Genomic DNA, 25,313 nt, shown 5'->3' with positions numbered 1-25,313 from the left:
GCCCCGCTTGCCGCCCCCGCGGCGGCCTGACCGTTACCGGAGCTTTGCCATGAAGATGAAGACCCTGGCCGCGCTTGCGCTGGCCATCCTGCCGCTGTCTTTCCAGGCCACCGCCGAGGACTGGTATCCCTCTGCCTACGGCGCCAACGACGAGATCGGCGCGGCCAACCTGCTGACCGCGGACGTGGTCAAGCGCGCGGTCTCGCTGGTCAGGACCGGCAAGACCTATCCGCTGGCGGTGCCGGTGGACAAGAACCTGCCCGCGTTCCGCCACCGCAGCTTCCGCCTGTACAACGTGCAGGTCGGCCAGCAGGCCGGCAGGTCGCTGGGCCCCAACAGGTTCACCTTCAACGATGAACTGGTGAACGCGTGGACCGGCGTTGGCACCCAGCTCAACGGCATCGGCCATATCGGCATCGACAACGTCTACTACAACGGCAACAAGGCCGCCGACTTCGTCACCGTCGACGGCGTGCGCAAGCTCGGCGTCGAGAAGGTGCCGCCGATGGTCACCCGCGGCGTCGTGCTGGACATGACCGCGTACTACGGCAAGGCGATCGTGCCCGGCGGCACCGAGTTCACCGTGGCCGACATACAGGCCGTGCTGAAGAAGCAGGGACTGAGCCTGCGCAAGGGCGACGTGGTGCTCTTCAACACCGGCTGGCTGGAACTGATCGGAAAGGACGACAAACAGTTCCTGGAAGTGGAACCGGGTATCGGCATGGAGGCCGCGAAGTGGCTGGCCGACCAGGGCATCGTCGCCTTCGGTGGCGACACCTGGGCCTCGGAGGTCTACCCGAACCCGAACGGTGCCGAGGAGTTCCCGATCAACCAGTACATGCTGGCCAAGCGCGGCATCTACAACCTGGAGCTGATCGACAGCCGTGCGCTGGTGCGCGACAAGGCCTGGGAATTCCTGTTCGTGCTCGGCCAGCCGCTGTACGTCGGCTCGACCCAGGTCAACGTCAACCCGGTGGCGATCCGATGAGCGCCGACTCCGCCCTGCCGTTGTTCGCCGGCCGTCGCTTCCGCGTCAGCTATGACGGTCTGGCCGCCGACAATGTCTACAGCGCCGATGGCCGCCACGTGCGGTACGCCATCGTCTCTGGCGCCTATGCCGGTGCGCAGGGCGAAGCCGCCTGTGAGTGGCAGCGGATCAGCGACGGGGTCTATGCCATTTCGTGGCAGGAAGCCGATGGCGCAACGGTCGTGCATGTCGATGACTTCGTCGGCGGGCGTTCGCTGGCCTGGTTCACCGCCACCGATGGCAGTTTCCATCGCATGCAGGGGTCGCTGGCAGCGCTGTGATGCCGGCCAGCGGCCGGCACTACCGGGCCTGGCCGAACAGATTCAGGGGTGCCGCCGGCCGCTGGCCGGCAACCCCGGTCTGCTCGAACACCCCGGCCACCCAGTCGATGAACACCCGCAAGCGTGGCGACGGCGTGCGGTTGCGCGGGTAGACCAGGCTCAACGGGCTTGGGGTCGGCGGCGCGTCCGGCAACAGCTCCACCAGCTGCCCGCGCGCGATATACGGGTCCATCCGGTAGCGCGGAGCCTGGATGATGCCAAGGCCCGCCAGCGCGGCACCAAGGAACGCGTCCGCACCGGACACTCGCACCCGCGCCGGCAGCGGCACGTAGCGCACCTGCCCGCCCTGCTGGAACTCCAGAGGAATCAGCTGGCCGGTGGCGCTGGAGCGATAGCCCACCATTTCATGGCCGCCCAGCAGGGACGCGATGCTGCCGGGCACACCCTTGTCCTGCAGGTAACCCGGCGCGGCCACCGTGACCTCGCGCAGCATCGCCAACCGGCGCGACGCCAGATCGCTGTCGGCCAGCGTCCCCACCCGCAACGCCGCATCCACGCCTTCGCGCAGCAGATCGGCATAGCGGTCGCCTTCACTGACGTCCAGCTCGATCTCCGGATAGCGCTGCAGGAATTCCGGCAGGTGCGGAAACAGCAGGTGCCGGCCCAGCGTGCCATGCACTTCAATGCGCAACGGGCCGCGTGGCGGGGCATCACGGAACGCAGCCTCGGCATCGTCCATGTCGGCGATCAGACGCAGGCAACGGCCGTAGAAGGCCTCGCCTTCCAGCGTCGGCACCACCAGCCGCGTGGTGCGGTGCAGCAGGCGCACGCCCAGCCGCTGTTCCAGCGCCTTGATCGCGTCGGTCACCGTGGCCCGCGGCAGGCCGAGGTCCTCGGAGGCCCGGGTGAAGCTACGGCGCTCGACGATACGGACGAAGGCGCGCATGGCCGTGAAGCGGTCCATTGTTCGGCTATCCGGATGATGTTGGCGGATTATGCAGGATTATCCGAACGTGCGATGGCGCGAACATGGCCCTGCGCCGCTCCGGCGTGTCCCAGTGGAAGCCACCATGACCCTCTCCCCCGCCCGCTCTGTCGCCCTGGTCACCGGCGGCTCCCGTGGCATCGGCGCCGCCATCTCCCGCCGGCTCGCCGCCGACGGCCATGCGGTCGCGATCAACTATGCGGGCCGCCGCGACGACGCCGAAGCCTTGGCGGCCGAACTCAACGCCGCCGGTGCGCAGGCCACCGCGCTGCAGGCCGATGTCGCCGATCCGCAGGCGGTGCGCCAGATGTTCGACGCCATCGAGGCCCGTTTCGGCGGCATCGACGTGGTGGTCAACAGCGCTGGCGTGCTGCAGCTGGCGCCGCTCGCCGACACCGACGACGCCCTGTTCGATCGGGTGATCGGCATCAACCTCAAGGGCGCCTTCAACGTGCTGCGCGAAAGCGCGCGACGGGTGCGCGACGGCGGGCGCATCGTCACGCTGTCCACCAGCGTGGTCGGGACCCGGCTGGAGAACTACAGCGTGTATGCGGCTAGCAAGTCGGCGGTGGAGACCATGGGCGCGATCCTCAGCAAGGAGCTGCGCGGGCGCAACATCACCGTGAACGCCGTGGCGCCGGGCCCGACCGCCACCGATCTGTTCCTGGAGGGCAAGTCACCGGAGCTGATCGAGCGGCTGGCGAAGATGAACCCCCTGGAGCGGCTGGGTACGCCAGAGGACATCGCCGGTGCCGTGGCCTTCCTGGCCGGTGCCGATGGCGGATGGATCAACGGCCAGGTGCTGCGCGCCAACGGCGGGATGGTGTAGATCGCGCGGCCGGCTTCCACGCATGGCGTGGATCGCATCTGCGCATGTCGCGGGGGTAGAGCCGAGCCCATGCTCGGCTGCTCTTCGCGCAAAGGCCAGAAGCAGCCGAGCATGGGCTCGGCTCTACAGGTAGGTCAGGCGATGCGCGCCTCGCGGCGGCGATGCACCCAGTAGTACAACGTGGGCAGTACCAGCAGGGTCAGCAGCATCGCCGACAGCAGGCCACCGATCACCACCACCGCCAGCGGCTTCTGGGTCTCGGCGCCGATCGCATGCGAGGTCGCCATCGGCAGCAAACCGAACATCGCCAGCAGCGCGGTCATCAGCACCGTGCGCAGGCGCTGCAGCGAGCCCTGCACCACGGATTGCAGCAGGTCCATGCCCTGCTCGCGCAACTGGGCGAAGCGGCTGAGCATCACCACGCCGTTCAGCACCGCCTGCCCGAACAATGCAATGAAGCCGATTGCCGCCGACACCGACAGCGGAATGCCGGTCAGCCACAGGGCCAGAATGCCGCCGATCATCGCCAGCGGCACGTTGGCCAGGATCAGCGCGGCGCTGCTGATGTCCTTGAAGGCATCGAACAGCAGCACGAAGATGATCAACACCGACAGCGGAATCACCCAGCCCAGCCGCTTCATCGCACGCTGCTGGTTCTCGAACTCCCCGGACCATTCCAGCCGGTAGCCTTCCGGCAACTGCACGCTGGCGTCCACGCGCTTGCGCATGTCGGCCACCACGCTGCCCATGTCACGCCCGGCGATGAAGATGCTCACCGCCTTGACCCGCTGCGCGTTCTCGCGCGAGATGTTGATCGCACCGCTGGCCATGCGGAAGTCGGCCACGTCGGACAGTGTCACCGTGTGGCCATCGCCGATGCCGACCGGCACCGTGCGCAGCCGCTGCAGGTCACGATCGGCGTCGTCCAGACGAAGCGTGATCGGGAACTTGCGGTCGCCCTCCCAGAATTCGCCGACCTGGCGCCCGCCCAGTGCGGTCTCGATCACCTCGTCGATGTCGCGCACGTTCAAGCCATAGCGCGCAGCACGGTCGCGGTCGATTTCGATCTGCAGCTGCGGCAGTGAGCCGTCACGGTCGATGAAGGCACTCTCCACGCCCTCCACGCTACGCACCTGGCCCAGGATCGCCTGCGCCTGCTGGTTGAGTACATCCAGATCCGAGCCGCTGACCTTGATCACCACCTGGCCCTTGATCTGCGAGATGCTCTCCAGGATGTTGTCGCGGACCGGCTGCGAAATCGAGAACTCGGGGCCCGGAATGCGCTGCTCCAGCGTACGCTGCAGATCACTGACCAGCTGCCGCTTGTCCACGCCCTTCGGCCATTCCTTCTCGGGTTTCAGTGCCACCAGCGCCTCGATCTGGTTGGCGCCCTTGGCGTCGGAGCCATCTTCCGGGCGCCCCAGCTTTGCCACTACCGTCGATACCTGCGGGAAGGTGCCGACCAGTTCGCGGATGCGCCGCGACTGCTGCTGCGCTTCGGCCAGGCTGGTGCTGGGGTCTAGCGTGGCGGTCAGCCAGATCGAGCCTTCGTCCAGCTCGGGCAGGAACTCCGAACCCAACCGGGTGCCCAGCGCCAGCGTGCCGACCAGCAGCGCAACCGCAGTCAGCACCACCGCACGCGGGCGGGCCAGTGCGCGTTCCAGGATCGGCCGGTACCAGCCGGTCAGGCGGTCCATCAGCGGATTGCCGTCGCGCATGCGGTCGCGCCGCAGCCACCAGTAGCAGAGCAACGGCACCACGGTCAGTGCGAGGATCAACGCACCGATCAATGCCGAGGTCACCGAGTACGCCATCGGCGCGAACATGCGGCCCTCCTGGCGCTGCAGGGTGAAGATCGGGATATGCGCCGCGATGATGATCAGCATCGAGAAGAACGTCGGCCGGCCCACTTCCGATGCAGCTGAAAGAACGGTCGAGAACCGCGTCTTCCGGTCGGCTGCAGGGGGCAGCTTCGACAATCGCGAGACGATGTGCTCTGTTACGATCACCGCGCCATCGATGATGATGCCGAAGTCCATCGCGCCCAACGACAGCAGGTTGGCCGGCACGCCCCACAGATGCAGGCCAAGGAAGGTCGACAGCAGCGCAAGCGGCATCATCGCCGCCACGATCAGCGCGGCACGGGCGTTGTACAGGAACAGCCACAGCACCAGGAACACCAGCACCGCGCCTTCCAGCAGGTTGCTGAAGACGGTCTTCAGCGTGGTCGAGACCAGCCACGAGCGGTCATAGAAAGGCTCGATGCTGACCCCGGCCGGCAGCTGGTTCGCTTCGATCTCGGCGATGCGCGCATGCAGGGCGTCGAGCACGTCGGACGGGTTCTCGCCCTTGCGCATCAGCACCATGCCGAACACCGCATCGTCGTTGTCATCCTGGCCGACCAGGCCCTGCCGAGGCAGGCCGGTATCGGCGATGCCGGCCAGGTCGCGCACCAGGATCGGCGTGCCACTGCGCTGCGCGACCACCACGTTGCCGATGTCGGCCGGCGAACGCATCAGACCGACGCCGCGGATCAGGAACTGCTGCTGGCCACGTTCCACGTAGCCGCCGCCTGCGTTCGAGCTGCCCTTCTCCAGCGCCTCGGCGAACTCAGCCAGGCTGATGCCGCGGTCACGCAGCTTGTCCAGATCCGGCTTGACCTGGAAAGTACGCGCGAAGCCGCCGAAACTGATCACATCGGCTACGCCCGGCACGGTGCGCAGGCTGCGCTCCATCGTCCATTCCTGCACGGTGCGCAGCTGGGTCGGTGTCAGGTGCGGGCCTTTCAGCACGTACCGGTAGATCTCGCCCACCGCCGAGCTCATCGCCTCCAGCTCCGGCGTCACCCCTTCCGGCAGCTCCACGCCCTGCAGGCGTTCCAGCACCTGCTGGCGCGCGAAGTAATCGTCGGCCTTGTCATCGAAGGTCAGGATGATCATCGACAGGCCGAACTGCGTATGCGAGAACACCCGCACCGAATGCGGAATGCCGGACAGCGCCACTTCCAGCGGCATCGTCACCTCACGCTCCACCTCTTCGGCCGCGCGCCCGGGGTGCAGCGATACCACTGTCACCTGGGTATCGGACACATCCGGAAAGGCCTCCACTGGCAGCACGCGGAACGCGGCGATACCGCCGCCGATGAACAACAGCAGTGCCAGCATCACCATCAGCGGCTGGCGCAGGCAATAGGCAATCAGGCGATCGATCATGGGGCGGCGTGCCCCGTGCCGGTGCTGGCGGCGGCTGGCGCGCTGTCGACCAGCTGCTGCAACAGCAGGCCGCCCTCGACCACCACCCTGCTGCCAACCGCCAGGCCCTCGCGCACCCACAGGCGGCCGTCACCCAGTTCCTCGGCACGCACGGCGCGGCGCGCGAAGCGGCCCTTGGCCTCCTCCACGAACACCACCTGCTTGCCGTCGATCAGCAGCACCGCAGCATCGGGCAGCGAGACACCGCCCTCGGCCGGCACTGCCACCTGCGCACGCACGTACTGGCCCGCCTTGAAACCGCGCGCACGGTTGTCCAGTTCGGCGCGCGCCTGCACCACGCGGCGCTCGCTGTCGACGAAGTCATCCACGTGCTGCAGGGTCGCCTGCTGCGGCTGTCCATCGGCGCCGGGCACGCTCACCTGCATGCCCGCCTTCAAGCGTCCGGCCAGGCTCTCCGGTACATCCAGCAGCAACCACAGGCGGTCAGGATCGCCAATCACCGCCAGCGGCTGTTCGCTGTCGGGGCTGACTGCCATGCCCGGGCTCATCCGCCGCTCCACCAGCACGCCATCGATCGGCGCGCGCAGCGGCAGGCGCTGGTCGACGCGCTGGCCATTGCCATATGCCTTGGCGAAGGCGGTCGCGCGCGCATGATCGGCCTGGCTGCCGGCGAAGTTGGCCTCGGCCTCGTCCAGTTCGCGGCCCGACGCCACACCCGCCGCATGCAGCTCGCGGGTGCGCTCCAGCTCCTTGCGCGCCTGCTGCAGCTGGGCACGGCCGCGCACGCCCTCCGCCTGGGCCTGGCCGAATTCGGGCGAAGTGATCCAGGCGATCACCTGGCCCGCCTTCACTTTCTGCCCCGGCTGTGCCTCGATACGCGCCACCTGCCCGGCCAACGGCGTACGCAGCGCGCTGGAGCGCGTCTCGTCCCAGACCACCCGGCCCGGCAGCTGCAGGCTGGCGCTGGCGCCGGCGGTGACCGCCTCGCTGCGTAGCACGTGCAGCTGGCGGCTACCGGCAGGAAACTGGATCTGGCCAGCACTGACCTTCGGCGCGTCCTCGGTATACGACGCCGGTTCGCGGCCGCAGCCGCCCAGCAGGGCCAGCGCCAGCAAGGCCGGCAGCACGGCCTGTCGCGCCTGCGGTCGATAAGCGACGGTGGACTTCATCGGGACTCTCCTTCAGCAACGGATGTGGCCGCTTCCCAGCGCGCCAGGGCAATGGCATGGTCGGCACGCGCATCGATCAGCGCCGTCTCGAAGTCGCGCCAGCTGCGGCGCGCATCCAGCAGATCGGTCAGGCTGGCGGCGCCGCGCCGGTACGCCAGTTCGATGCCCTGCACCGCCTTGCGTGCGGCGTCGGACCGCAGTCCCTCATAGTCGCTGCGGCGCTGTGCGGCGGACTGCGCGCTGGCCTGCAGCTGGTCCAGCTCGGCGCGTGCTTCGCGCTGCAGTACCTGCAGCTCCAGCGCGGCGCTGTCACGGTCGGCTTCGGCACGCTGGATCGCGCCCCGTGCACGTGACGGGCCGCCGAGCGGAATGGTCAATGACACTCCCCAGGTGACACCGCTGATGTCGGTCGGCTCGCGCTCGGCCTCCACACCCAGCTGTATGTCGCGGTGGCGCTCGCTACGCGCCAGGGCCACGCCAGCATCGGCGGCGGCTAGGCGCGAGCGTGCCGCACGCAGATCGGCACGCTGCTGCGGATCGAACGCGCGCGTTGCGGCAACGGCTGCGGGGTCGGGCCAGGGATCATCGGCGCTCAGGTCACCGCTGTCGTCACGGCCGAGCAGCAGGCCCAGCGCATGCCGCGCATCACGCAGATCCAGCACTGCCTCGCGCGCCGCGTCGGCCACCGCCAGGTCGTCCACCGCCAGCCGCGCGCGGTCGACCGGCGCCATCGCCCCGGTGGCCACCTGCTTGTCGGCTGCCGCCATCTGTTCGGCCGAACTCTGGCGGTTGGCCTCGGCAATCTGCACCCGCTCCTGCGCGCGCTTCAGGCCGAAGTAGGCCTCATGCAGCGCTACTTGCTGCCGGCGCCGGGTATCGAGCATCTCCAGGCCTGCCACTTCCAGCAGCGCGCCCGCCTGGCGGATGCGCAATGCGCGCTTGCCACCGCGCTCCCAGGTCCAGCCCAGGCCCAGCGTGCTGTCCATCCGCTTGTCTTGCCAGCGCCCCTGGCCGATGCCGTGCTTCGGGCTGATCTTGCTGCTGCCGATCGACAGCTCAGGGGCCGGGCGCAGTGCTGCTGTCTGGGCATCGCCCTGCACCCCACGCAGTTCCAATGCCGTCGCGCGCAGGTCCGGGTTGTGTGCTTCCATGGCGCGCTGCGCTTCCTGCAGGGACAGCGCCGAAGCCGCAGGCGCGCACGAAAGGGCGGCCAGCAGGGCCGCAAGACAACGGGAGAAATTCATGCACGTCACGGTAAGGTGATGCACTTGCGCCAAACTTGCCCCAACCTTGCACGAAACTTGCAATGCGAATCCTGCTGATCGAAGACGACGCCGCTCTGGCCGATGGACTGATCCGCGCCCTGCAGGGCGCCGGCCATCTGTGCGACCACCTTCCGCGCGGCCTGCACGCGCCGGCTGCACTGGCCAGCGCGCCGTATGACGTGATGGTGCTCGACCTTTCATTGCCCGATGTCGACGGCCTCGACCTGCTCTCACGCCTGCGCAACGACGGCGTCACCCTGCCGGTGCTGATCCTGACCGCGCGCGACGGTGTGGAGGACCGCATCCTCGGCCTCGACCGGGGTGGCGACGATTATCTGGCCAAGCCATTTGCACTCGGTGAGCTGGAGGCGCGCCTGCGTGCGCTGTCACGCCGCCGAAGCGACGCACCGGCAAAGAAGCGGCTGGGCCGGTTGTGCTTCGACAGCATCCGCAATGAAGTGCAGGTGGAAGGCCAGCGCATCGAACTGACCGCGCGCGAGCTGTCGCTGGTCGAGGCACTGATGCAGCATCCCGGCCGCACCGTCACCAAGCAGCGCCTGTTCGACGCGCTGTACAGCTGGGACCACGAGGCCAACCTGTCGGTGATCGAAGTGCATGTCAGCCGCCTGCGCCGCAAGCTGGAGCAGGCACGCGCCGGCGTCGGCATCCGCATGTTGCGTGGCCTGGGGTACCGGCTGGAGGCCGGGGGTGACTGAGCGCGTGCACAGCCTGCGGGCGCTGCTGCTGCGCCGCCTGTGGCTGCCCCTGCTGGTGCTGCTGCTGTGCAGCGCAGTCGGTTCGTTCGCGCTGGCCCGCTTCTACGCCGGCCAGGTCTATGACCGCTGGCTGCTGGATTCGGCGATGTCGTTGTCCGAGCTGGTGAAGGTGCAGGACGGGCGTGCCTCGATCGAGATCACGCCTGCGGTGTCGCGCATGTTCACCTGGGATACCGCTGACGAAGTGCATGGCGAAGTGGTCGACGCCGCGGGCGGGCGCCTGTATGGCGACCTGCCCGAAGCGCTGCCCCGCCCCGCGATCGCTGCCGGCAGCGACGATGCCGTCTACTACGACGCGCGCCTGCGTGGGCAGCCGGTGCGCATGGTCGAAGTCGTGGTCAGCGTCGGGCCGGGCCACGATATCCGCCTGCGCGTGGCCGAGACGCTGCGCAAGCGCCACCGCCTGGAGCGCAAGCTGCTGCTGACCAGCATCCCGTTCCAGGCCGCGATCCTGGCACTGGCTGGGTGGTTGGCCTGGTCCGGTACCGGCGCGGCTGCACGCCACGCCAACCAGGTGGCACGGCGGTTGGCCAGCCCACGCCCCGACCCGCTGGCGCCGCTGGAGCCGGCGCAGGAGGCGCCGCGCGAACTGTGGCCGGCGGTGGAGGCCTACAACGCCCTGCTGCAGCGACTGGACGCCATGCAGGCCGCGCAACGGCGCTTCGTCAGCAACGCCGCGCACCAGCTGCGCACGCCGCTGGCGGCGATGCAGGTGGAGCTGGAGAGTTCATTGCGGCAACAGGATCCGCAGGCCCAGCAGCTGGCGCTGTCCGGCACGCTGGCCGGGCTGGCACGGCTGCAGCACCTGGTCAATCAGCTGCTGATGCTCAGCCGCTCGGAAGATCCACAGGGCAGCGCACTGCCGCTGCAGCCGCTGGATCTGGCCGCGTTGGCACGGGGCGTGGTCGAGCGCTACGCCGACCGTGCATTGGCGGCGGGCGTGGACCTGGGTTACGACGGACCCGACGACGGTGTGCAGGCGCAAGGTGATCCGCAGCTGCTGCGCGAGGCGCTGGGCAACCTGCTGGACAACGCGCTGCGCTATGGCGCCGTGCCCGGCGTGATCACCCTGGGACTACAGCGGGATGCCGAGGGCGTGCAGGTGTGGGTGGACGATGACGGTACAGGCATCGCCGAAGCCGAACGCTCGCGCGTCACGGAACGCTTCTACCGGGCCAGCAGCGAGGGCGATGGCTGCGGCCTGGGGCTGGCGATCGTGGCCGAGATCGCGCAGCGGCATGGCGCGACCTTGATGATTGATACCGCCCCGATCGGCGGTGCGCGGGTGGGGTTGCGGTTCCGATGAGCGCTGTTGAACCGCCCTTGTAGAGCCGAGCCCATGCTCGGCTGCTCCTGGCACGATGCCTGAGCCGAGCATGGGCTCGGCTCTACAGGTTCCTGGTCACCCGTGAAGCGTGCCGACCAAGGTCGGCACCTACCGAGTGCGCGTCATCGGCTCATCGAATAGGGCGCCTGCGCGCCCTGCCCCGGCCAGTCCTTGTTCGGCTCGGCCTGCATGGTGAAACGCAGCTCGCCACCTGCCAGGATCTCACTATGGCGCAGGAAGGTGCGCTGCAGCGGCTTGCCGTTGAGGCTCACGTTGCCGACGTAGGTGTGCCTGTCATCCAGCCCATCGGCCACGATGGTGAACGTCTTGCCGTTCGGCAGGCGCATCGCGGTCCTGGGCAGGAACGGACGGCCGAGGATGTACTCGCCCGAGCCCGGCGCCACCGGGTAGAAGCCCAGCGCGGTGAACACGTACCACGCCGACATCTGGCCGACATCATCGTTGCCGGCCAGGCCATCGGGGCGATCGGCGTACTGGGTTTCCATGATCTGCTTCAACCGCGCCTGGGTGCGCCACGGCTGACCTGCATACGAATACAGGTAGGCCACGTGGTGGCTGGGCTCGTTGCCGTGCGCGTACCAGCCGATCAGGCCGGTGATGTCTTCCATGTGCTCGAAGATGGACGGATCCACCTTGGCGTTGAACACCTCGTCCAGGCGCGCGAGCAGCTTGTCACTGCCACCATGTGCTGCCGCCAGGCCGGCGACGTCCTGCGGCACGTACCACGAGTACTGCCAGGCGTTGCCCTCGGTGTAGTCGGTGCCGTAGCCGCTGGCGCTGGGGTCGAACGGCGTACGGAAGCTGCCATCGCGCTTGCGCGCGCGCATGAAGCCGGTGTCCTTGTCGAACGCATTGCGCCAGTTGGCCGCGCGCTTGTCGAAGGTCGCCGCAACATCGGCCTTGCCCATCGCCTGCGCCATGCGTGCGATGGTCCAGTCATCAAAGGCGTACTCCAGCGTCTTGCTGGCCGCTTCGCCTTCCTCGTCGATCGGCACATAGCCCAGCTCACGGTACTGCGCGATGCCGTCGTACGGGCCGTAATTGGCGGTCTCGACCATCGCCTTCAATGCCTTGTCGGCGTCGAAGCCGCGAATGCCCTTCACATAGGAATCAGCGATCACCGGCACCGCGTGATAGCCGATCATGCACCAGTCTTCCAGGCCATGGAACGACCACACCGGCAGCATGCCGTAGGGGCTGTGCTGATGGTGCGCCAGCATCGAATTGACGAAGTCGCTGTTGCGTTTCTCCGGCTGCACCAGCGTCAGCAACGGATGCAGCGCGCGGTAGGTGTCCCACAGCGAGAACGTCGAGTAGTTCGTGAAGCCATCCGCCTTGTGCACCGCATTGTCCGGGCCGCGGTACTGGCCATCGGCATCCATGAACAACGTCGGCCCCAGCATCGTGTGGTACAGCGCGGTATAGGCGCTGCGCCGCGCGTGTTCCGGAGCATCGATATCGAGCACAGACAGCGCCTGCGTCCACTCCTGCTTCGCCTGCGCACGCACGCGGTCGAAATCGAAGTCGGCCACTTCCGCGTCGAGGTTGGCAATGGCGCCGGCCTCGCTGACGGGTGAGATTGCGACCTTGACCACCAGCGGTGCGTCCAGCTTGCCGAATGCGAAGGTACCCACCAGCTGCCGACCTTCGATCTGTGCGCGCTGTGACGGATCCTTCTCGCCCGGGGGCGGGAAACCCTTGTAGACGACATCCTGCTCGGTGTTGTGCAGTTCATGCCCGGCCAGCGGGCGCGAGAAACGCATCGCAAAGAACAGCTGGCGGCCCGGCGCCCAGCCACGGGTTTCGCGGAAGCCGGTCACGGTGCCGTCGGCGCGGACCCGCACCCGCGACCACAGCACCTTGCCCGGGTAGTCGTACATGCTGGTGCGCATGTCCAGCAGCACCTTGGCGTCGGTGCCCTTGGGGAAGGCGTATCGATGCACGCCCACGCGGGTACTGGTGGTCAGCTCGGCGCGCACCTTGTAGTCGTCCAGGGTGACTGCGTAGTAGCCCGGTTCTGCCTTCTCGTCAGCGTGGCGGAACCGCGAGGCATAGCCACTGCGCGGATTCTCCGGGTCGCCACGCTCCAGACCAGGATTGCCGGTGAACGGCAGCAGCAGGATGTCGCCCAGGTCCGAGTGGCCCGTGCCGGAAAAATGCGTGTGCGAGAAGCCGACGATGCTGCTGTCGTCATAGCGGTAGCCCGCCGCCCAGCCGTAGGCCTTCTCACGCGGCTGGATGCGCGTGTCCGGGCTGAGCTGGACCATGCCGAACGGCACCGTCGCACCCGGATAGGTGTGGCCTTCGCCACCGGTGCCGATGAACGGGTCGACCGAGGCATAGGCCTTGTCGGCGGCAGCTCTGGCAGGCGCAGCCGAAGCCAGGCCGGAAGCGAACATCGCCGTGGCGGCGACAGCGATCAGGAGACGACGGTCCAGCGTGGGCATCGGCATTTGGATCGATTCAGGTGGTAGCCGGATGCTAGCACCGCACCTGGCACGCCGCATGCTGCAGTGCGACTGCCAGGCGCCCTACGCCCGTTCAATCTTCAATCGGGAAGCGCGCCCTGCAACGACATGAGGTCCGCGCTGTCCAGCGGCCTCACTACCCGCGCGACCTCTTCTCCATCGTGCAGCAGCACCACCGTCGGCCACAGCTTCACTTTGAACGCTCGGCCCAGGGGCCTGCCCTTGCCATCCTCGATCTTCCAGTGCGGCAAATCGTTGGCTTCGACAAAGGCCTGCAAAGCAGGCTGCGCGGCCTGGCAGTGGCCACACCAAGGCGCACCGAACTCCAGCACCTGCCAGCCAGCCTGCGCCGCCACCTCCGCAGAGGTGGGCTCGTTCGCAAGGTGATCACGCATGAACGGCATGAGCGCTACGCCGCCAGTGCCTTCTGGATGTCTTCCAGCGGCGCGTTGGTCAGATCCTTGGCAATATCCCCGAGCAATCGCGCCTGGACCTCTTTATGCAGCAGCGGACGAATGCGACCCAGCGTGGTCGGATCCGCGATCAGCACCAGGTGCGCATAGCGGTTCTTCAATGCATCCTCATTGAGCTGTTCCGCCACCTGTTTGGCGAACGTGGCCTCATTGAGCTGCGACACCGACATGTCCTTCGGCACTGCACCCGCAGGCCCCTGCCCGGACACACCCTGCTCACTGATGTCCTGCAGGCGCAGTTCGCCCTCCTGCTTCAGGGTCAACCGGTGTTCACTACCCACGTTGGTGAACACCCGTGCCGACCCACCGTCGGCTACCACGATCAGCGTTCCCTGGGGAATCGTCCGCGCCATTGCATCCTCCATCGATCCGAAAAGTGGGTGTATGCCCCACCTTATGCACGCCGATGTCACCAGAGCGCGCACAGGATGTGATCCGATCATCGCAATCTGCAATCAGCGCTAAATTTGCCAGCGCGCCTGCCGCTATGGCCTCCGTCATCGCGAGGAACTCCTGTGTACGCTGACTCACTGTTCCGCGTCTACTTTGCCTGCAGCTTGGCGATCGCCGGCTGTGCAGGTTGCATCCATCAGTTCCTGTTGGGCCAACCGCTGCTGGCATTGGCCATCATGCTCTCGGTGCTGACGATGATCGGCGCCGCGCTGGTCACGCGCCGGCTGGCGCTGCCTGGCGCACTGGCCATGGCCTGCACCGTGTTCGGATTGATGGCGAAGTCGGCCTGAAGCACCTGAACAGGCAGCCTGGAACATAGCGTGCAGGATTGTCCGCTTCGCTGCATGCTCACGCTCATGCCGTTATGATGAACGGATGATCGACACGACCCACTACGTGACGGGCGCACCTGTTACGTGGGAAGCACTGCCGACCGGCGCTTCGCTTGCCACGATGGCTCCCGCCCTGCTCTTCCACCGCCTCGCGCTGGATCCCGGCGGGTGACGCCCGCAGGCTCTCGACCTGCACTCCCTACACCCCTGTGAGCTCCGGCCGCTGACTGCGCGACCGCGATGATACCGTTGCTGCGCTTCCGCCTTCGCTGCGGTGCTTTGCCGTGCGCGGCGCTGTGCCCGCATACGTCCCCGGCCCCATGCCACTTACCGATGCCCCTGCGCCACCTGCGCCCGCATCGCCGTTTCCGAATTCCGGACGCCCCCATCACCCCTTCCCCTATTCCACAACCTACAAGGGAGCCCCCATGCAGGACACCCCCGAGGCACATGCCCACTTCGGCTGGTTCAAACGCCGCCGCCACCTCAAGGTCGATGAGATCACCGTCGTCGACAAGCCCATGCTCAAGCGCGCCGTGGGCGCGGCCGCACTCGGCAATGCCATGGAGTGGTTCGACTTCGGTGTCTATGGCTATCTCGCCGTCACCATCGGCCAGGTGTTCTTCCCCTCCAGCAACCCCACAGCGCAGGTGATCGCCGCCTTCGCCACCTTTACCGTGGCGTTCCTGGTGCGTCCGCTCGGCGGTCTTGTGTTCGGCCCGCTCGGCGATCGTTATGGGCGCCAGAAAGTGCTGGCGTTCACCATGATCCTGATGGCGCTGGGCACGTTTGCGATCGGCCTGATTCCTTCCTACGAGCGCATCGGCATCTGGGCGCCGGTGCTGTTGCTGCTGGCGCGCGTGGTGCAGGGTTTCTCCACCGGCGGCGAATACGGCGGCGCGGCCACCTTCATCGCCGAGTATTCCACCGACCGAAACCGCGGGCTGATGGGCAGCTGGCTGGAGTTCGGCACGCTGGGCGGCTACATCGCAGGCGCCGGTACCGTGACCGCGCTGCACATGCTGCTGAGCAGCGAACAGATGCTGGACTGGGGCTGGCGCATCCCGTTCCTGGTGGCCGGCCCGCTGGGCCTGCTCGGCCTGTACATGCGCATGAAACTGGAGGAAACCCCGGCGTTCCGCGCCTTCGCCGAGGAAGCCGAGAAACGCGAGCACGACCGGCCCGGCCTGGGAGCGCTGTTCCAGGTGCACGGCCGCCAGCTGCTGGTGTGCATGGGCCTGGTGCTGGTGTTCAACGTCACCGATTACATGCTGCTGACCTATATGCCCAGCTACCTCAGCGTCACCCTGGGCTACGCCGAGAGCAAGGGGCTGCTGCTGATCATCATCGTGATGCTGGTGATGATGCCGCTGAACATCGTCGGCGGATTGTTCAGCGACAGGCTGGGCCGCCGACCGATGATCATCGGTGCCTGCATCGCCCTGCTGGTGCTGGCCATTCCGTGCCTGCTGCTGGTCGGCAGCGGCCACGACGGGCTGATCTTCCTCGGCCTGATGCTGCTGGGACTGGCACTGGTGTGCTTCACCAGCTCGATGCCGTCCACGCTGCCGGCGCTGTTCTACACCCCGGTGCGCTACAGCGCGCTGTCGATCGGGTTCAACGTGTCGGTGTCGCTGTTCGGTGGCACCACGCCACTGGTGACCGCGTGGCTGGTGGAGCGCACCGGTGATGCGCTGGTGCCGGCCTACTACCTGATGGGCGCAGCGGTGATCGGGCTGGTGACCATGCTGTTCGTGAAGGAGACCGCCGGCCTGCCGCTGCGTGGTTCACCGCCGGCCGTGGGCAGCGACAGGGAAGCGGCCGCGCTGTTGAAGAGCGATGTGCCTGTGACGGTGGACCCGACCTTGCCGCCGCTGCCGGACGTTGCCGAGCCGGAGGCGGAACGCTCCTTGTAGTGCCGAGCCCGCGCTCGGCTGCCTTTCGGGGATCGGCCGAGCATGGGCTCGGCTCTACACCCGTGCGCGCGCCCTCAATCACGCGGGGTGTCCAACTCCATCGCACGCATTACGATGGGTTTGGCCCAGTCCGGCGTGTGCAGCAGCTCGGCCACCGACACCGGGTACTGCAGTTGACCATGCGCCATCGCCAGTACCGGAAGGGGCTCGGCGCGGCCGGCGGCGTCGGCCGGCACGCTGTTGTCGTAGACATGCAGCTCGGCCAAGTGTGGCAGCAGTTCCAGCAGGTTCTCGCGCGCCGAATCGAAGCGGGCGTGGATCTTCTCCACTGGAATGTCATGGCCGCCGGCGGCCACACGCGCTGCAACGCGGGCAATATGCAGCTCCACCGTGGCCAGGCCGCAGAACCAGATCGCAACGTGATGGTGTACGCAGGCCTCGCGCAGCAGTCGTGGGATGGTGTTACCCCCCAGCGTGGTTTCGAAGGCGAAGTCCGTGCCCTCGGCCATGGCCTGGCGCAGGCGACGGGTGCCTTCCTGCCAGGCCTCGGCGTTGGCGTCAGGCGGTGGCCAGCCGACCTCCACCAGGCACCGGGTGAACGCATCGGGATTGAACCAGCTCAGACCCTCGGCTTCCAGCCAGGTACCCAGCAGCGAACTCTTGCCGGCGCCGTTGACGCCGGCCAGCACCAGGATCCGCCCCATCGGTCAGAGTGGACGGCCGAGGGTGACCTTGCGGCCGCGGCGGATCGGCTGGCCCAGCACCTTGCCCAGCCCCTCCCCGCGCTGCAGCCCGGCCAGCTTCTGGTCAAATTCGCTGCGCAGGCGCAGCAGCTCTTCGTTGCGCTCACCGGCATCGCCACCCGCAGCCTTGGCCAGCAGCTCCTGATAGGTACGGATGTCCACGATCACCGCTTCCGGATGATTGTGATTGGTGATGACCAGCGCCTGCTTCTCGCGCACGGTGCGCATCAGGCTCGGCCAGCCCCGGGTCTTCACCGACGAGGCCGGGGCTTTTTCAAGGCCAGGCAGATCCAGCGGCAGGGTCATGGCACGGCTCCAGACAGGGTGGATGATGACCACTATACCCAATTTGGCCAAATTGGGGATAAATCCCTTTTCACCCCGGCGCCCCAGCGCCTGGGGCGTCAGTCTGCAGCAGGCTGTCGCGCTCGCGCAGCGGAAAGCGGATCCAGGCATCCAGCCCCTGCGGGGCAAAGCGCAACTCGCCGCTGCCTGCCAGTTCATACGGAATGCGCTGCTCGATCAACGCCCGGCCCAGGCCACGCTGCTGCGGCATCTCCCAGCCCTCCACCTCGGCATGGCGCTCGCACCAGTGCAGGCCCAGCCATGGCTGCCCGTCCTGCACCTGCAACTGCCAGCAGACCTCGATCCGGCCGTCCTCGCGGGTCAATGCGCCATGCCGGAGTGCATTGGCGACCAGCTCATGGATGGCCAGCGACAGCACTTCAGCCGCCTTCGGTGGCAACAGCACGTCCTCACCCCGCAGCTGATAGACGGCATCCGCCGGTGCCTGTGCCGCGATTTCCTGGTCGAGCATGCCGCGCAGGCAGACCCCTGCATTGGCGCCGCGGGTCAGCAGGCTCTGCGTGCGTGCCAGGGACATCAGCCGTCCGCACAGGCGCGCGGCATACTCGTCCACGCTGCCGACAGTCGTACGCGTGCGCCAGGCAATGGCGTGGATGGTGGACATGATGTTGCGAACGCGATGCTGCAGTTCGGCCAGCAGTACCGCCTGGCGCTCGGTCGCACGCTTGAGGTCGTCGATATCCACCGCAATGGCGAACACCCCGGTCACCTCGCCCTCGGCATCGCGCAGCGGCGCAGCGGCGACGCGGGTCCAGCGGGCGCGCCCATCGTCATGGATGAACTGGAATTCGAGGCCAGGGACTACCGTCTCCCCCCGCAGGGCGCGGGCAATGGCGAAATCGTGGGGTTCGATGCGCGAGCCGTCCGGATGCGTGCCCTGCCAGCGGTAGTGGTTCGGGCGATCGGTGGAGGGCACCTTGCCGGTGGGAAGATAGGTCCGCATCCGGTCGTTGGACAGCTGCAGGCGGCCGTCGGCGTCGACTATGCAGACACCCACCGGCAGCACCTTGAAGGCCAGCGCCAAGCGGTGGTCACTCTCGCGGCGCTTCTGCTCCTCACGCTCGCGGGCCGCCTGCGCGACATGCGCGGCCGTTGTCTCGAACATGGTCACCAGCACGCCATTGATGCAATCCTCTTCTCCACGGATCGGGCTGTAGGTGATGGTGAACCAGACATCCTCCAACCGTCCCCGCCGCGCCAGTGGATAGAGCTTGTCCTCATAGGTGATGGTCTCGCCCTGCCACACTCGCTGGTAGATAGGGCCGTTGATGTGCCAGACCTCGGGCCAGCATTCGCGCGTGGGCTGGCCAAGGCCTCCAGGATGCTTGTCGGCGAGGATCTCGGCATAGCCATCGTTGTAGAGCTGCACCAGCTGCTCGCCCCACAGCACGATCATCGGGAAACCATGGGCCAGCATCAGGTCGACGGTGGCGCGCAGGTGCGGCGGCCATCGGTCGATCGCACCCAGTGGAGTGGCTGACCAGTCGTGGCGGGCAATGCGGGCGGCCATGCCATCGTGGCGCGCATGCAGGTGCGGAGCAGGTGGCACCCCGCCACGCAGCTTGGCGGCGTGGATGCCTTCAGGACGGCGCGACATGCCGCGCAATCAGGCGATGACCGCAGAGACCTGCGGCGCCGCCACCAGCCCGGCCAGCTGCTGCACCAGGGTTTCGATGTGATAAGGCTTGGTACAGCGCGGCGCGCTGGCGAAGCGGCTGGGCAGGTTGTCGTCGTAACCGGAGGTCAGCAGGAAGGGCGTGCCCGCAGCGGCCAGCCGATCGGCCAGCGGATAGACCTGCTCACCGCCCAGGTTGATGTCCAGCAATGCCACATCGATGGGGTGGGTATCGACCAGCTGCCCCAGCGCCTGCAGGTCACCGGCAGGCCCCACCACCTGAGCGCCTTTCAGCTCCAGATAGTCGACCAGGAACATCGCGATGGCGAATTCATCCTCCGCCACCAGTACACGCAGCCCTTTCAGGCCCTCTGGTTTGTTGACCGCTTCCAGCACGACCGGCGCTCCTCGATACACGCGGCCCACCTCTGCCGCAACGCCCGCAGGATGCGCGAACCGGGCTACAAGAGCGCGTGATGATGGATGAAGATCGCGGCCACGGCGCGTTCACCGCGGCATTGCAGCGGTGCGCTCAGAAGGCCCGTTCCCACTTCAGGCTGAGCAGGCTGCGGTCATGGCTGTACAGCCAGCCGACGTTGCTGTCGATGCGCGCGTAGCGCAGGCTCAGGCTGGGCACCAGCCCGGCCACGGCCAGGCGCTCGCTGCGGACGATGGCGATCAGGTTCTGTTCGTCGTCCTGCCTGCGAGCCTCCAGCAACGGACTCCAGGCGTCGTAGTCGCGGTGGCGCAGCGACACGAATACGGTGGCGGTGGTGCCCGTCCACTGGCGCGCCGCCCCCAGGCGCAGGCCATGCTGACGGTAACCGTTGGCCGGGTCGGCGGCGCTGCTGCCGGTGACATCCAGCCCGGCGAAGACCGTCCAGCGCGGGTTGAGCGCGCGGAACCAGGTGGCATACGCCGATGCCAGCTCGCCGTCGTAGTTGCTGGCAAGGCCCTGCTGGCGATAGCGCTGGCGCTTCCAGTCAGCCTCCAGCTTGAGCAGGCTGCGTGCATCCAGGGCGTACTGCCATTCCGCGTGCACGCCACTGCCGCCCTGCAGCGCATGGTTGCCCAGGGCCTGGTAGTCATAGCTGGGGGCGAGCATCACGGTCTGCCGTGCACTACGCCAGCTGTAACCCGCCTGCACGTTGGTATTGAGCTCGTTGTACGCACTGTGCCCGCGCCATGCCTGACCGAAGGCGAGACCGCGCACGTACAGTCCATGATGCCCGCCGAGCACCCAGCGCCGTTCCAGGCTGGCGTCGTAGTCAAGACCCGGCGCGCGCTGGGCGTCGGGCAGTTTCCGTTCGATGATGCAGGCGTCGCCCGTGCCGAACAGGCAGGTGCGGCTGGCCGAGCTGCGGTTGATGTTGTCACTCCATGCCGGGCCGGCGGACAGCGCGCCTTTCCAGCGCTGGCGCGCGTGCAGGGCACTGAGGTAACCGTCCACGCGCGCGCGGACGCCGGCCGTGGCCGGATCATCGGCATCGATGCCCGCAGCGATGGCCATGAACAGCGCGGCCGCATCGCGATCGCGCTGGTCTTCCGCATAGACACGTGCCAGCTCGAGGCGGGCCGGCAGGAAATCCGGCTGCGCCGTCAGCAGCGCTTCGTACTCCATCGCCGCGCGACGATGGTCGCCGGCCACCCGTGCCAGCGCTCCCTGCGCATGGTGGCGCAGCAGGGGGTCATGCCCAGGCAGTTCGATGTACTCGTCGAGAAACGCAGCGGCGGCCTGCCATTGCTGATGCTGCAGAGACAGGTAGAGAGCCTGGCCCAGATCATCGACGGTGCGCTCCACGCGCAGCGTCTGGCCGTCGATGGTGATGGTTGGCCGCTCCGACTCGGCCTGCTGCAGGCGCTGCTGGTCCTGCTGCTGGTGGCGCAGCTCAGCGCCCTGTTCAAGCACGCGTCGAAGATCGTCCTGCTGGGCGCGCACGTCGGCGGCGGCCAGCAGCAGGACGAGAGGAAAGATGGGGGGGCGCATGGTCGATCCGTGGTGGGGCGTACACCGGGCCGAAACAGGGACTGGCGGATCGCGGCTTGTCCCTGCCCTGCCCCGTCAGGGGCGTGGCGATCAGTTCTTGCTGCCGCCGAAAGCGGTGTCGTACTGGCTGTTGCCGGTGAACGTGGCGATACCGGCCAGGGTGGCCGCGTTGGCACCGAAGAACTGGCCCTGGGTGGTGCCGGTGACCGAGCCGTTGGCGGTGGCGGTGCCGGCGAACGAGGCGTTGGCGCTGTTGATGTTGGCGTTGACGTTGATCGACAGGCCGCCACCGCTCAGGCCACCGAGCAGGCTGCCATTGCCGAAGTTGGCGCGGAAGGTGCCCGACAGCAGGTTGCTGCCATTGAACTTGTTCAGGCCTGCCACGCTGTAGGTGGCCACACCGGCCGGCAGCGTGGTGCCGGTGCGGTCACCGACGAAATAGACCTGGCGGTTGTTGAAGCCACCGGCGGCGCCATCCTTGGACCACTCGCCGAACCACACATCGCCGCTGCCGACCTTGACGAAGTTGAAGTGACCCATACCCGAGTGGCTGCCCGGCGCGCCGGTGATCGGCATGGCCAGGGTGCGCACGGTGGTGCCGTTGACCGTGGTCGGCACCGAGTATGCTGACAGGCCCTGGAAGTCGACACGGCGGGCGCCGGAGACGGTGCCGACGCCGATGCCGGCCTTGCCAGCCTGGTGCGGGCCACCGTTGACCTGCGATTCACCGACGGCGACGTACAGCTCGGCATCGGTCACCGGGCTGGCTGCGCCCACGATATCGGCTGCCTGCGCGGCACCGGCCAGGGCGAAGGTTGCCGCAACGGCGAGAACCGAACGGGAGATCATCTTCATGGTATTGCTCCTTGGGTTGATGGAACTACGGGTACAACGCGTGAAACGGATACATCAGAAGCGCGCGGTGACGCCGAGCTTGATCGTGCGACCCGGCGCCGGCAGCGTGGAGCGCGTGGCTGGGTCGACGTAGTAGCGGTTGCCGAGGTTGCTGCCGACCAGCTCGACGCTGGCGTGCTCGTTGAAGCGCCAGCGCGCATAGGCGTCGACGGTGGTGATGTTGCCCCAGGTGAACGGCACGTTCTGCCACAGCAGGCTGCTGCCACCGGCCAGCAGCCGGTCGCGGTACGCCTGCAGATTGGGGTTCCCGTGGCGCTGGTAGTGGACGATGCGGCTGCCCAGTTCCAACTGCTCATCGAACAGGCGCGTGCCCAGCGACAGGTTCACCGACAGCTTCGGAATCGCCTGGGTCAGCAGGTAACCACTGACGAAGCCGTCCTGCACGCAGTTCGGGACCAGGCCACGATTGGCGTCCAGCAGCACCGCCGTACTTTCGTCGCACACTTCGTTTTCCAGCGTGCGGGCGATGCCCAGGTCAGTGAAGAAGCGCCGGTTGTCGAAGCGCGCCTGCAGCTCGATGCCGCGAATGGTCTGCTTGTCGATGTTGTCGAACAGGAAATACGCATCACGCTCGATCACATTGCGGGTCTTGTGCACGTAATAGGCCAGCTTGACATCGGCATCGGCGGTGTTGCCGAACAGGCCGGAAAGGTTGTGCACGTAGCCCAGTTCGTAGTTGTAGGCGTGTTCCGGCTTGAGCGCATACAGCGGGTTGAGGCTGCTGGAGAAGGCGATGGTGCTTTCGAACATGCTCGGGAAGCGCACCGCCTCGCTGTAGCGCAGGTAGACGCGTGCGGCCGGCGACAGGTTCACCGTGGCCGAGAAACTGGGAAGCCAGGCATGGTCACGACGGCGCTCATTGCGTCCATCCACCGGTCGCGACTGCAGGGTGCTGCCGATGCTGCAGACCAGGTCGCTGCCCGCATAGAGCGGCAGCGCACCGGGAATCGCCGCCACTTGACCATTGAGGCAGGGGTTGGTGGCACGGCTGTAATTGCCGCTGGCATCAGGCTGCCAGGCGATGCGGTGTTCCACCGCCTGCGGCGTCTCGTAGTACGCCAGCAGGCCATGCAACGCATCGTCGATCACCGAACCCATGCCAATGCTCTCCCAGAACTCACGTTCGGCCTCGAGCGCGTCGATCTCCGCCTGCAGACTGGCCGGCCGCTCGGGCAGCTCGTTGGTCCGGTAGGTCGCCTCCTTGCTGCCCACGCCCTTCGTCAGCAGCTCCTGATGCGCCTGCAGGAAGTCGTCGAACGCCCAGTAGCGGCTGTAGCGCACGCCGGCGTTGAGGGTGAGGAACTCGAACGGGCGCCACTCCAGATCGAGGTAGCCTTCACCCTCCTGGCGGCGCCCGGCACGCGGGTACATGCGCCAACCATCAGAAGGACCGAAGTACGGGTCACGCGAGCCGAGCTTTTCGTACTGCCAGTTGCCGCCCACGGTCAGGTCGAGGGTGGAATGCAGGGCGAAACGGTTGCTCAGAATCAGGCCGGTGCGGTCATTGCGCGCATTGGCCAGCGCGGTGTTGCGCAGGATCGGGCTGACGCCCGGGTTCCACGCCGGGTTTCCCGGCGCGAAGTTGGGAAAGCCGCCTGCCGTGTAGGTATCGCTGTCCGTCTCGGTGCGCCACAGGTTGGCGTACAGATCCAGCCAGTGGCTGCCGGCCGGCTGGAAGCGGTACTCCAGGTTCCAGGCATCGGACGCAACCCGGCTGAGTGGCCACTGGATGCGCCCATAGTCCGGTGCCGACAGGATGCGCGACGGCATGATCTCGCCGTAGTGCGACAGCGTTCGCCGCCAGGTCGCCTTCAACTGCTGGTCATCGTTGATCTGCCAGCTGCCCTTGATCAGCCAGGACTCCTGTTCGCTGGAAGTATTGGGCACTTCATCGCCGGGCTTGAAGTAGCGCGCCAGCGTGGTGATGTAGTCGATGCCCTGGTACTCGAACTGCTCGCGCCGGTCCTGTTCGTAGTAGGCGCTACCGTTGGACCCGGAGAAGTAGTTGCCGCGCTTGCGCCAGGCGTAGGCGGCCATCAGGTCGACGTTGCCGCCACGCACGCCCAGCGCCAGGCGCCAGGCCTGGTCCTCGCCATCGAAGGGGTTGTTGCCACTGCGCGACTTCACCGGCACCACCAGGGTGCGGTCGTCGTAGGGTGAGTTCGGCGAGCCCTGCGGGAAACCCGGCACGGTGCGGTAATCCTCACCGGTGTGCAGCCGCGGCAGGCGCGGCGCCACCGCATTGCTGCTGCCTTCGATCTTCAGCTCCCCGCCGAAGCGCTCGCCGGCAGCGACGACGTCATCGACGTCGATGGTCTTGATCACCAGCGCGCCACCGATCCCGCTGTGCACATCGCGCACCAGCCCTGGCCCCTTGATGACCTGGATGCCACCAATCAGGTTGGGATCGATGTAGTTGCGGTTGCTGACGCCGTTGTAGCCACGCCAGACCGTGAGCGCCTGTTCGCCGCCGTCGACGCTGACCGGCACCCGCCCGGGCCCCTGGATGCCACGGATGTTGACGTCCAGCGCGCCACTGTTGCGCGCATCGCCACTGAACACACCGACCAGATCCTTGACCACGTCGGCCGGATTGGAGCCACGGTAACGCTCCACCCGGTCGCGCCCCGAATACGCCGTGGTCAGGTCCAGCGCGAACACATCATCGTAGCCGCGTCGATCACGCGCCTCGCCCCCTTCCGACTGAAGGCGACCGGCCACGTCCAGTGTTTCGGTCACCCGCACCCCTTCCCCTCCCCCGCCTCCGCTGCGGCCCGCAGGCTCCAGGTACCGTCCATGCCGCGCTGCGCACGCACGCCGCTGCCGCGCAGCAGCTGCTGCAGGGCCTGCATCTGGCTGTACTCACCACGCACTGCACTGGAGCGGCGGCCCTCCACCAGGTCACTGCGGAACACCACCTGCACATCGGCCTGGCGGCCAAAGGCACGCACGGCATCGGCCAAGGGCTGTTCCGGAATGGTGTACTGGCGCACCGGCGCGATGATCGCCGGTTGCGCCTGCCCGGCCGGCACCCAGGCCAGCGGCAGCAATGCGGTGGAAACAGCCAGGGCCAGAGCGGTGGCGCGACGATGACAGGCGGATGCCGTGGACGGCATGGACGGGAACTCCTCAAGCGCGGCGGAACCACGGGCA

Annotated in this window: 21 protein-coding genes and 1 pseudogene; 8 read left to right on the top strand and 14 right to left on the bottom strand. The window is 67.3% G+C overall.

Going from position 1 to position 25,313, the window contains the following annotated elements; genetic code table 11:
* The first annotated feature begins 49 nt into the window (after positions 1 to 49).
* Positions 50 to 988 (top strand): cyclase family protein, encoded by a 939-nt coding sequence (locus BN1263_RS08960; RefSeq protein WP_058980581.1) that lies wholly within the window; start codon positions 50 to 52, stop codon positions 986 to 988.
* Positions 985 to 1,308 (top strand): MoaF-related domain-containing protein, encoded by a 324-nt coding sequence (locus BN1263_RS08955; RefSeq protein ID WP_058980579.1) that lies wholly within the window; start codon positions 985 to 987, stop codon positions 1,306 to 1,308. The genes BN1263_RS08960 and BN1263_RS08955 overlap by 4 nt, the downstream gene beginning before the upstream one ends.
* A 19-nt stretch (positions 1,309 to 1,327) precedes the next feature.
* Here BN1263_RS08955 and BN1263_RS08950 read toward each other — a convergent pair whose 3' ends face one another.
* Entirely contained in the window at positions 1,328 to 2,272 is a 945-nt protein-coding gene (locus tag BN1263_RS08950) for a LysR family transcriptional regulator (protein ID WP_058980578.1), read from the bottom strand.
* A gap of 106 nt (positions 2,273 to 2,378) precedes the next feature.
* On the opposite strand from BN1263_RS08950, the gene BN1263_RS08945 reads away from it, so the two are divergent.
* Positions 2,379 to 3,122 carry an SDR family oxidoreductase gene (locus BN1263_RS08945; RefSeq protein ID WP_058980576.1) on the top strand — a complete coding sequence of 248 codons (744 nt, stop codon included), beginning with the start codon at positions 2,379 to 2,381 and terminating at the stop codon, positions 3,120 to 3,122.
* 134 nt (positions 3,123 to 3,256) lie between these two features.
* Here the strand turns inward: BN1263_RS08945 and BN1263_RS08940 are convergent, their stop codons facing one another.
* The 3 genes from BN1263_RS08940 to BN1263_RS08930 are packed head-to-tail and all read right to left on the bottom strand — an operon-like array spanning position 3,257 to position 8,747.
* On the bottom strand, positions 3,257 to 6,334 hold the full coding sequence (locus tag BN1263_RS08940) for an efflux RND transporter permease subunit (protein WP_058980575.1): 3,078 nt from the start codon (positions 6,332 to 6,334) through the stop codon (positions 3,257 to 3,259).
* Positions 6,331 to 7,503, bottom strand: coding sequence for an efflux RND transporter periplasmic adaptor subunit (locus BN1263_RS08935; RefSeq protein ID WP_058980574.1), 1,173 nt, complete (start codon positions 7,501 to 7,503; stop codon positions 6,331 to 6,333). Before BN1263_RS08935 ends, BN1263_RS08940 begins: the two co-directional genes overlap by 4 nt.
* Positions 7,500 to 8,747: a TolC family protein gene (locus BN1263_RS08930; RefSeq protein ID WP_058980573.1), complete on the bottom strand. Its 1,248-nt coding sequence runs from the start codon at positions 8,745 to 8,747 to the stop codon at positions 7,500 to 7,502. The genes BN1263_RS08935 and BN1263_RS08930 overlap by 4 nt, the downstream gene beginning before the upstream one ends.
* 62 nt (positions 8,748 to 8,809) lie before the next feature.
* Here BN1263_RS08930 and BN1263_RS08925 point away from each other — a divergent pair, with 62 nt between their 5' ends.
* Complete coding sequence (locus BN1263_RS08925; RefSeq protein ID WP_058980572.1) at positions 8,810 to 9,484, top strand: response regulator; 675 nt, start codon at positions 8,810 to 8,812, stop codon at positions 9,482 to 9,484.
* Complete coding sequence (locus BN1263_RS08920) at positions 9,477 to 10,850, top strand: sensor histidine kinase (RefSeq protein ID WP_058980571.1); 1,374 nt, start codon at positions 9,477 to 9,479, stop codon at positions 10,848 to 10,850. The genes BN1263_RS08925 and BN1263_RS08920 overlap by 8 nt, the downstream gene beginning before the upstream one ends.
* Before the next feature lie 143 nt (positions 10,851 to 10,993).
* On the opposite strand, the gene BN1263_RS08915 is transcribed toward BN1263_RS08920, so the two are convergent.
* From BN1263_RS08915 to BN1263_RS08905, 3 genes are all read right to left on the bottom strand, one after another.
* A complete protein-coding gene (locus BN1263_RS08915; RefSeq protein ID WP_058980570.1) occupies positions 10,994 to 13,345 on the bottom strand; it encodes a GH92 family glycosyl hydrolase in 2,352 nt (783 codons plus the stop codon).
* Between the two features lie 95 nt (positions 13,346 to 13,440).
* Positions 13,441 to 13,764, bottom strand: a complete 324-nt coding sequence (locus tag BN1263_RS08910; RefSeq protein WP_058980569.1) for a thioredoxin family protein — start codon at positions 13,762 to 13,764, stop codon at positions 13,441 to 13,443.
* Between the two features lie 5 nt (positions 13,765 to 13,769).
* Positions 13,770 to 14,186 (bottom strand): host attachment family protein, encoded by a 417-nt coding sequence (locus BN1263_RS08905; RefSeq protein WP_058980568.1) that lies wholly within the window; start codon positions 14,184 to 14,186, stop codon positions 13,770 to 13,772.
* Positions 14,187 to 14,348: 162 nt separating this feature from the next.
* Here BN1263_RS08905 and BN1263_RS08900 point away from each other — a divergent pair, with 162 nt between their 5' ends.
* The 3 genes from BN1263_RS08900 (at position 14,349) to proP (ending at position 16,534) form a co-directional block, all read left to right on the top strand.
* Positions 14,349 to 14,576, top strand: coding sequence for a hypothetical protein (locus BN1263_RS08900; RefSeq protein ID WP_058980567.1), 228 nt, complete (start codon positions 14,349 to 14,351; stop codon positions 14,574 to 14,576).
* An 85-nt stretch (positions 14,577 to 14,661) separates the two neighbouring features.
* Positions 14,662 to 14,790, top strand: a complete 129-nt coding sequence (locus BN1263_RS20870; protein ID WP_260832929.1) for a hypothetical protein — start codon at positions 14,662 to 14,664, stop codon at positions 14,788 to 14,790.
* A 256-nt stretch (positions 14,791 to 15,046) separates the two neighbouring features.
* Entirely contained in the window at positions 15,047 to 16,534 is a 1,488-nt protein-coding gene (gene proP / locus BN1263_RS08895) for a glycine betaine/L-proline transporter ProP (RefSeq protein WP_058980566.1), read from the top strand.
* A 74-nt stretch (positions 16,535 to 16,608) separates the two neighbouring features.
* Here the strand turns inward: proP and BN1263_RS08890 are convergent, their stop codons facing one another.
* From BN1263_RS08890 to BN1263_RS08860, 7 genes and pseudogenes are all read right to left on the bottom strand, one after another.
* Positions 16,609 to 17,238, bottom strand: a complete 630-nt coding sequence (locus BN1263_RS08890) for an ATPase (RefSeq protein ID WP_058980565.1) — start codon at positions 17,236 to 17,238, stop codon at positions 16,609 to 16,611.
* A 3-nt stretch (positions 17,239 to 17,241) separates the two neighbouring features.
* Entirely contained in the window at positions 17,242 to 17,583 is a 342-nt protein-coding gene (locus BN1263_RS08885) for a type II toxin-antitoxin system prevent-host-death family antitoxin (protein ID WP_049411569.1), read from the bottom strand.
* 70 nt (positions 17,584 to 17,653) lie between these two features.
* A complete protein-coding gene (locus BN1263_RS08880) occupies positions 17,654 to 19,240 on the bottom strand; it encodes a sensor histidine kinase (RefSeq protein ID WP_058980564.1) in 1,587 nt (528 codons plus the stop codon).
* Between the two features lie 9 nt (positions 19,241 to 19,249).
* A complete protein-coding gene (locus BN1263_RS08875; protein WP_058980563.1) occupies positions 19,250 to 19,654 on the bottom strand; it encodes a response regulator in 405 nt (134 codons plus the stop codon).
* Between the two features lie 136 nt (positions 19,655 to 19,790).
* Positions 19,791 to 21,245, bottom strand: coding sequence for a surface lipoprotein assembly modifier (locus BN1263_RS08870; RefSeq protein WP_058980562.1), 1,455 nt, complete (start codon positions 21,243 to 21,245; stop codon positions 19,791 to 19,793).
* A gap of 90 nt (positions 21,246 to 21,335) precedes the next feature.
* Positions 21,336 to 22,100 carry a Slam-dependent surface lipoprotein gene (locus tag BN1263_RS08865; protein WP_058980561.1) on the bottom strand — a complete coding sequence of 255 codons (765 nt, stop codon included), beginning with the start codon at positions 22,098 to 22,100 and terminating at the stop codon, positions 21,336 to 21,338.
* 54 nt (positions 22,101 to 22,154) lie between these two features.
* Positions 22,155 to 25,276 (bottom strand): annotated as a pseudogene (locus BN1263_RS08860) (TonB-dependent receptor).
* Positions 25,277 to 25,313 lie beyond the last annotated feature (37 nt).

Source organism: Stenotrophomonas thermophila (assembly GCF_001499715.1).
Classification (GTDB): domain Bacteria; phylum Pseudomonadota; class Gammaproteobacteria; order Xanthomonadales; family Xanthomonadaceae; genus Stenotrophomonas; species Stenotrophomonas hibiscicola.
Note: the sequence above shows the minus strand (reverse complement) of the source record. Positions and strands in the feature narration are given on the sequence as shown.

Bases quoted from the DNA above. Each gene is read 5' to 3' on its own strand.
- BN1263_RS08960 (WP_058980581.1), top strand. From the start codon at position 50: ATGAAGATGAAGACCCTGGCCGCGCTTGCGCTGGCCATCCTGCCGCTG.
- BN1263_RS08955 (WP_058980579.1), top strand. From the start codon at position 985: ATGAGCGCCGACTCCGCCCTGCCGTTGTTCGCCGGCCGTCGCTTCCGC.
- BN1263_RS08950 (WP_058980578.1), bottom strand. From the start codon at position 2,272: ATGGACCGCTTCACGGCCATGCGCGCCTTCGTCCGTATCGTCGAGCGC.
- BN1263_RS08945 (WP_058980576.1), top strand. From the start codon at position 2,379: ATGACCCTCTCCCCCGCCCGCTCTGTCGCCCTGGTCACCGGCGGCTCC.
- BN1263_RS08940 (WP_058980575.1), bottom strand. From the start codon at position 6,334: ATGATCGATCGCCTGATTGCCTATTGCCTGCGCCAGCCGCTGATGGTG.
- BN1263_RS08935 (WP_058980574.1), bottom strand. From the start codon at position 7,503: ATGAAGTCCACCGTCGCTTATCGACCGCAGGCGCGACAGGCCGTGCTG.
- BN1263_RS08930 (WP_058980573.1), bottom strand. From the start codon at position 8,747: ATGAATTTCTCCCGTTGTCTTGCGGCCCTGCTGGCCGCCCTTTCGTGC.
- BN1263_RS08925 (WP_058980572.1), top strand. From the start codon at position 8,810: ATGCGAATCCTGCTGATCGAAGACGACGCCGCTCTGGCCGATGGACTG.
- BN1263_RS08915 (WP_058980570.1), bottom strand. From the start codon at position 13,345: ATGCCGATGCCCACGCTGGACCGTCGTCTCCTGATCGCTGTCGCCGCC.
- BN1263_RS08910 (WP_058980569.1), bottom strand. From the start codon at position 13,764: ATGCCGTTCATGCGTGATCACCTTGCGAACGAGCCCACCTCTGCGGAG.
- BN1263_RS08905 (WP_058980568.1), bottom strand. From the start codon at position 14,186: ATGGCGCGGACGATTCCCCAGGGAACGCTGATCGTGGTAGCCGACGGT.
- BN1263_RS20870 (WP_260832929.1), top strand. From the start codon at position 14,662: ATGATCGACACGACCCACTACGTGACGGGCGCACCTGTTACGTGGGAA.
- proP (WP_058980566.1), top strand. From the start codon at position 15,047: ATGCAGGACACCCCCGAGGCACATGCCCACTTCGGCTGGTTCAAACGC.
- BN1263_RS08890 (WP_058980565.1), bottom strand. From the start codon at position 17,238: ATGGGGCGGATCCTGGTGCTGGCCGGCGTCAACGGCGCCGGCAAGAGT.
- BN1263_RS08885 (WP_049411569.1), bottom strand. From the start codon at position 17,583: ATGACCCTGCCGCTGGATCTGCCTGGCCTTGAAAAAGCCCCGGCCTCG.
- BN1263_RS08880 (WP_058980564.1), bottom strand. From the start codon at position 19,240: ATGTCGCGCCGTCCTGAAGGCATCCACGCCGCCAAGCTGCGTGGCGGG.
- BN1263_RS08870 (WP_058980562.1), bottom strand. From the start codon at position 21,245: ATGCGCCCCCCCATCTTTCCTCTCGTCCTGCTGCTGGCCGCCGCCGAC.
- BN1263_RS08865 (WP_058980561.1), bottom strand. From the start codon at position 22,100: ATGAAGATGATCTCCCGTTCGGTTCTCGCCGTTGCGGCAACCTTCGCC.